Source organism: Neisseria sp. P0001.S005 (assembly GCF_051963715.1).
In genome coordinates this window covers 1-4,339 of sequence record NZ_JBQCTZ010000253.1, presented here as the reverse complement: position 1 = coordinate 4,339, position 4,339 = coordinate 1, and the positions used below count along the sequence as shown (strand labels likewise).

8 protein-coding genes are annotated in these 4,339 nt (G+C 48.7%); all 8 read left to right on the top strand.

Annotation, left to right across the window (positions count from 1 at the left end; translation table 11 throughout):
• Positions 1–293, top strand: a 293-nt coding sequence (locus ACTHSP_RS18245) for a multidrug transporter MatE (RefSeq protein ID WP_440346609.1), incomplete at its 5' end; no start/stop codon positions are given.
• A 40-nt stretch (positions 294–333) separates the two neighbouring features.
• Positions 334–1,101: an imidazole glycerol phosphate synthase subunit HisF gene (gene hisF / locus ACTHSP_RS18240; protein WP_003748652.1), complete on the top strand. Its 768-nt coding sequence runs from the start codon at positions 334–336 to the stop codon at positions 1,099–1,101.
• 44 nt (positions 1,102–1,145) lie between these two features.
• A complete protein-coding gene (gene hisI / locus ACTHSP_RS18235; protein WP_440346608.1) occupies positions 1,146–1,553 on the top strand; it encodes a phosphoribosyl-AMP cyclohydrolase in 408 nt (135 codons plus the stop codon).
• Positions 1,554–1,587: 34 nt separating this feature from the next.
• Entirely contained in the window at positions 1,588–1,911 is a 324-nt protein-coding gene (locus ACTHSP_RS18230) for a phosphoribosyl-ATP diphosphatase (RefSeq protein ID WP_003679440.1), read from the top strand.
• Between the two features lie 117 nt (positions 1,912–2,028).
• The gene (locus ACTHSP_RS18225; RefSeq protein ID WP_314513111.1) at positions 2,029–2,352 is read left to right on the top strand and encodes a histidine triad nucleotide-binding protein; all 324 of its coding nucleotides are present in this window, start codon (positions 2,029–2,031) and stop codon (positions 2,350–2,352) included.
• Between the two features lie 41 nt (positions 2,353–2,393).
• Positions 2,394–2,597 carry a Sec-independent protein translocase subunit TatA gene (gene tatA, locus ACTHSP_RS18220; protein WP_003679438.1) on the top strand — a complete coding sequence of 68 codons (204 nt, stop codon included), beginning with the start codon at positions 2,394–2,396 and terminating at the stop codon, positions 2,595–2,597.
• Between the two features lie 3 nt (positions 2,598–2,600).
• On the top strand, positions 2,601–3,263 hold the full coding sequence (gene tatB, locus ACTHSP_RS18215) for a Sec-independent protein translocase protein TatB (RefSeq protein ID WP_440346607.1): 663 nt from the start codon (positions 2,601–2,603) through the stop codon (positions 3,261–3,263).
• Between the two features lie 15 nt (positions 3,264–3,278).
• Entirely contained in the window at positions 3,279–4,055 is a 777-nt protein-coding gene (gene tatC, locus ACTHSP_RS18210) for a twin-arginine translocase subunit TatC (RefSeq protein WP_070712267.1), read from the top strand.
• The last annotated feature ends 284 nt before the right edge of the window (positions 4,056–4,339 follow it).

Below are 4,339 nucleotides of genomic sequence, written 5' to 3'. Positions count from 1 at the left end.
TTTGGATTATCTGGTCATCCGATCGCGAAGTGTATCCGCTAAGCGAAAGTTTGTGGTTTACACTGATTGCAGTGATATTGCGGCAGCTGACGGCGTTTGATTTGCCAATTATCGATACCTATTGGATGATTTTCAATGGGATAGTGTGGGCATTTGCCGGTTTGATTTTTTCCATAGTCGACCGCATCGACAGCAATTTCATTATTTCCTGTGTTTTGGCGATGATAGCCGGCATTGGTTATTTTCAGCTGTTGCAACATTTGCCGGATTGGTTGGGCAAATTTTTGGCCTGACGGTTTCAGACGGCCTGAGAACGGATAAGAGGTATTGAGTATGGCATTGGCAAAACGAATTATTCCTTGTCTGGATGTAAAAGACGGTCGCGTGGTAAAAGGTGTCAACTTTTTGGGCTTGCGCGATGCAGGCAATCCGGTTGACGTTGCCAAACGCTACAATGATGAAGGCGCGGATGAGTTGACCTTTTTGGATATCACCGCCTCCAGCGACAATCGCGACACTATTTTGCACGTTATTGAGGCAGTCGCATCACAAGTTTTTATTCCATTGACGGTCGGCGGCGGCGTACGCACAGTTGCCGATATCCGTCGTTTGCTTAATGCCGGTGCCGATAAGGCCAGCATCAATACGGCCGCTGTAACCAATCCTGATTTGGTAAACGAAGCGGCCGGTTTTTTTGGTTCGCAAGCGATTGTTGTTGCCGTGGATGCCAAAGCGGTCAACCCTGAAAACACCCGTTGGGAAATCTTTACCCACGGCGGACGTAATCCGACCGGTTTGGACGCGGTGGAATGGGCTGTCGAAATGCAGCGACGCGGTGCGGGCGAGATTTTGCTGACCAGTATGGACCGGGACGGTACCAAGCAAGGTTTCAACCTGCCCCTGACACGCGCGGTCAGCGAAGCGGTCGATATTCCGGTCATTGCTTCCGGCGGCGTCGGTTCGGTCCAACATTTAGTGGACGGCATTAAAGAAGGAAAGGCAGATGCGGTATTGGCCGCCAGTATTTTCCACTTTGGCGAAGCGAGTATCCGCGAAGCGAAACTAGCCATGCGTGAAGCAGGAATCGAAGTGCGTTTGTGATTGCTACCCAAAGGCCATCTGAAAAATATGGAAGAAAGACGCACATGTCGAATATAAACGAAACGCTGATGAATGCCGTAAAATTTGATGAAAAAGGTTTGGTTTGTGCGATTGCCCAAGATTGGCAGACACACCGTGTGCTGATGGTTGCCTGGATGAACGCCGAAGCCCTGCAAAAAACTGTAGAAACCGGGTTTGCCCACTATTACAGCCGTTCCCGCCAAAAACAATGGATGAAGGGCGAAGAGTCCGGACATACGCAAAAAGTACATGAATTGCGCCTGGATTGCGATGGAGACGCAGTGGTCATGCTGATTGAACAAAACGGCGGTATTGCTTGTCATACTGGGCGCGAAAGCTGTTTTTACAAAGTTTGGCAAGAGGGCGCATGGCAGGCAGTCGATGCCGTGTTGAAAGACGAAGAGGCGATTTACGGACATAAACATCCTTAAAGGCCGTCTGAAAGAAAATTAAGAGAAACCGACCATGACCGATACTATCCTTACCCAAATTCAAAACGTCATCGATTCGCGCAAAGGCGGCGATCCCGATGCTTCTTATGTTGCCCAACTGTTGCACAAAGGCGAAGACAAGATTTTGAAAAAAGTCATCGAGGAAGCGGGTGAAACCTTGATGGCTTCTAAAGATGGCGGTGGTGAACATTTGGTTTACGAAGTGGCGGATTTGTGGTTTCACACCATGGTTTTATTGGCGCATCACGGATTGCGCGCCGAAGATGTGGTAAACGAGCTTGCGCGCCGTCAAGGTTTGTCGGGATTAGTGGAAAAAGCTTCTCGCAAAGAATCTTGAATTTATATTACAATCTCGTATTTGACCTGTTTCAGAATCCGTCTTTTGGGGTAAAACGATTTCCCTTTTTTGGTTGAAACCCGTTACGCCCGTTTTCAGACGGCCATTGGAGCCATTATGGATAATTGTATTTTCTGCAAAATCACAACCAAAGATATTCCGGCACAAACCGTTTACGAAGACGACGAGATGCTTTGTTTCAAAGACATCCGTCCTGCCGCGCCGGTACATCTGTTGCTTATTCCGAAAGTACACTTCGATTCACTGGCACACGCAACCGCCGAACATCAAACCCTATTGGGCAAAATGATGTTGAAAGTCCCTCAAATCGCCCATGAGGCAGGTTTGACCGACGGTTTTAAAACCCTGATCAACACAGGTAAAGGCGGTGGACAGGAAGTCTTTCACCTGCATATCCATATCATGGGTACGCCCGCATAATTATTATCTCTTTTTAAATTAAACAAATTCAAGGATTTATCATGGGTAGCTTCTCTCTTTGGCACTGGATTATCGTACTGATTATCGTCGTTTTGGTATTCGGTACCAAAAAATTGCGCAACGTCGGCAAAGACCTCGGCGGTGCAGTGCATGACTTCAAACAAGGCCTGAATGAAGGTACAGACGGCAAAGATGCCAAAAAAGACGAAGTCATCGAACACAAAAAAGACGAAGACAAAGCATAATCCATGTTTGATTTCGGTTTGGGCGAGCTGCTGCTGGTCGGTGTTGTCGCCCTGATAGTGCTTGGTCCCGAACGTCTGCCGCAAGCTGCGCGCACGGCCGGGCGTTTGGTCGGCAAATTGCAAGGATTCGTCAATAACGTTAAGCAGGAGCTCAACACTCAGGCTGAGTTGGATGAATTGCGCAAGGTGAAGCAGGAATTTGAAACCGCTGCATCTGAGTTTCGCGACGGTATCAAAGACTTGGGCAACGATGCACAAAAAAACCTGAGCGATATTTCAGACGGCCTCAAGCCTTGGGAGCGCCTGCCTGAACAAAAAACTCCAGCTGATTTTGGCGTGGACGAGTTCGGTAATCCTCTGCCTGATTTGGCTTCAAGCAGCACTGAAAATGAAAGTGCGGCCCAAATTCCTGAAGAGGGTGAAGCAGCGCAAACTCAAGAGCCTGTCGAGGCCGAAAATGCCGAGTCCGAGCAAGACCGCGCTTGGCGTGAGTATTTGACGGCTTCGGTTTCACCTGCCCCTGTGGTAGAAGTAAGCTATATCGAATCTCCTGTTGCCGATGTTCCTCCGCTGCATACGACTTCTTTGCGTAAGCAGGCGATGAGCCGCAAACGCGATATGCGCCCGAAATTCCACGCCAAGCCCAAACTGCGCGTCCGTAAGTAAAAAGTGAGTCAACCGGTGTCCGAACCTCAACACGAACAACCCGTCCAACCGCTTATCGAGCATCTTCTCGAGCTGCGCCGCCGCATGATGTGGATCGTCATCGGTATCGTCGTCTGCTTTTTGGGCATGATGCCGTTTGCCCAGCAGCTCTATACCTTTGTTGCCGAACCATTGATGGCCAATCTGCCTAAAGATACCAGCATGATTGCGACCGATGTGATCGCGCCGTTTTTTGTGCCGGTCAAGGTTACTTTGATGGCGGCGTTTCTGCTGTCGTTGCCGCATACGCTGTATCAAGTCTGGGCGTTTGTCGCTCCTGCCTTATACCAAAACGAAAAACGTTTGATTACGCCGCTGGTGTTGTCCAGCGTAACGCTTTTCTTTGTCGGTATGGCGTTTGCCTATTTCCTGGTGTTTCCCGTTATTTTCAAATTCTTGGCCGGTGTAACCCCTGTCGGTGTCAATATGGCGACCGATATCGACAAATACCTGTCCTTTATTTTGGGCATGTTTGTTGCATTCGGTACGACGTTTGAAGTTCCCGTCGTTGTGGTGTTGCTTGCCAAAATGGGCATTGTTTCGACTGCACAGCTTAAGAATGCGCGTCCGTATGTGATTGTCGGTGCGTTTATCGTGGCTGCAATCATCACGCCGCCTGACGTAATTTCTCAAACCCTGCTTGCTGTTCCGCTGATTCTGCTCTACGAAGCCGGCATTTGGTTCAGCCGTTTTGCCAAGGCCAAAACGCAGCAGGAAGATGAGGATACACCGCAGCCGCCGGCGGAAATTTGAGAATAAAGGCCGTCTGAAGGATTTTTCAGACGGCCTTTGTATCATGGCACTTTCAGTTTTTAAGAAAAAGTATGATGAATGTTCGGGGAATCGTGCAAAATCGTTACAGCACTAAATCTTTTGATGTGACTAAAAAATTCTGCCTCAATTGAAGCAGTAATGCGTAACAGTCTCTCATGCGTCAATGGGCCGAGACCTTTGCAAAATTCCCCTAAATTCCTACTAAGCCATTTAGGGGATTTCCATGAGCACCTTCTTTCAGCAAACCGCCCAAGCCATGATTG

Excerpts from the sequence above, each read along its gene's own strand:
- hisF (WP_003748652.1), top strand. The coding sequence starts at position 334 with ATGGCATTGGCAAAACGAATTATTCCTTGTCTGGATGTAAAAGACGGT.
- hisI (WP_440346608.1), top strand. The coding sequence starts at position 1,146 with ATGTCGAATATAAACGAAACGCTGATGAATGCCGTAAAATTTGATGAA.
- ACTHSP_RS18230 (WP_003679440.1), top strand. The coding sequence starts at position 1,588 with ATGACCGATACTATCCTTACCCAAATTCAAAACGTCATCGATTCGCGC.
- tatB (WP_440346607.1), top strand. The coding sequence starts at position 2,601 with ATGTTTGATTTCGGTTTGGGCGAGCTGCTGCTGGTCGGTGTTGTCGCC.
- tatA (WP_003679438.1), top strand. The coding sequence starts at position 2,394 with ATGGGTAGCTTCTCTCTTTGGCACTGGATTATCGTACTGATTATCGTC.
- ACTHSP_RS18225 (WP_314513111.1), top strand. The coding sequence starts at position 2,029 with ATGGATAATTGTATTTTCTGCAAAATCACAACCAAAGATATTCCGGCA.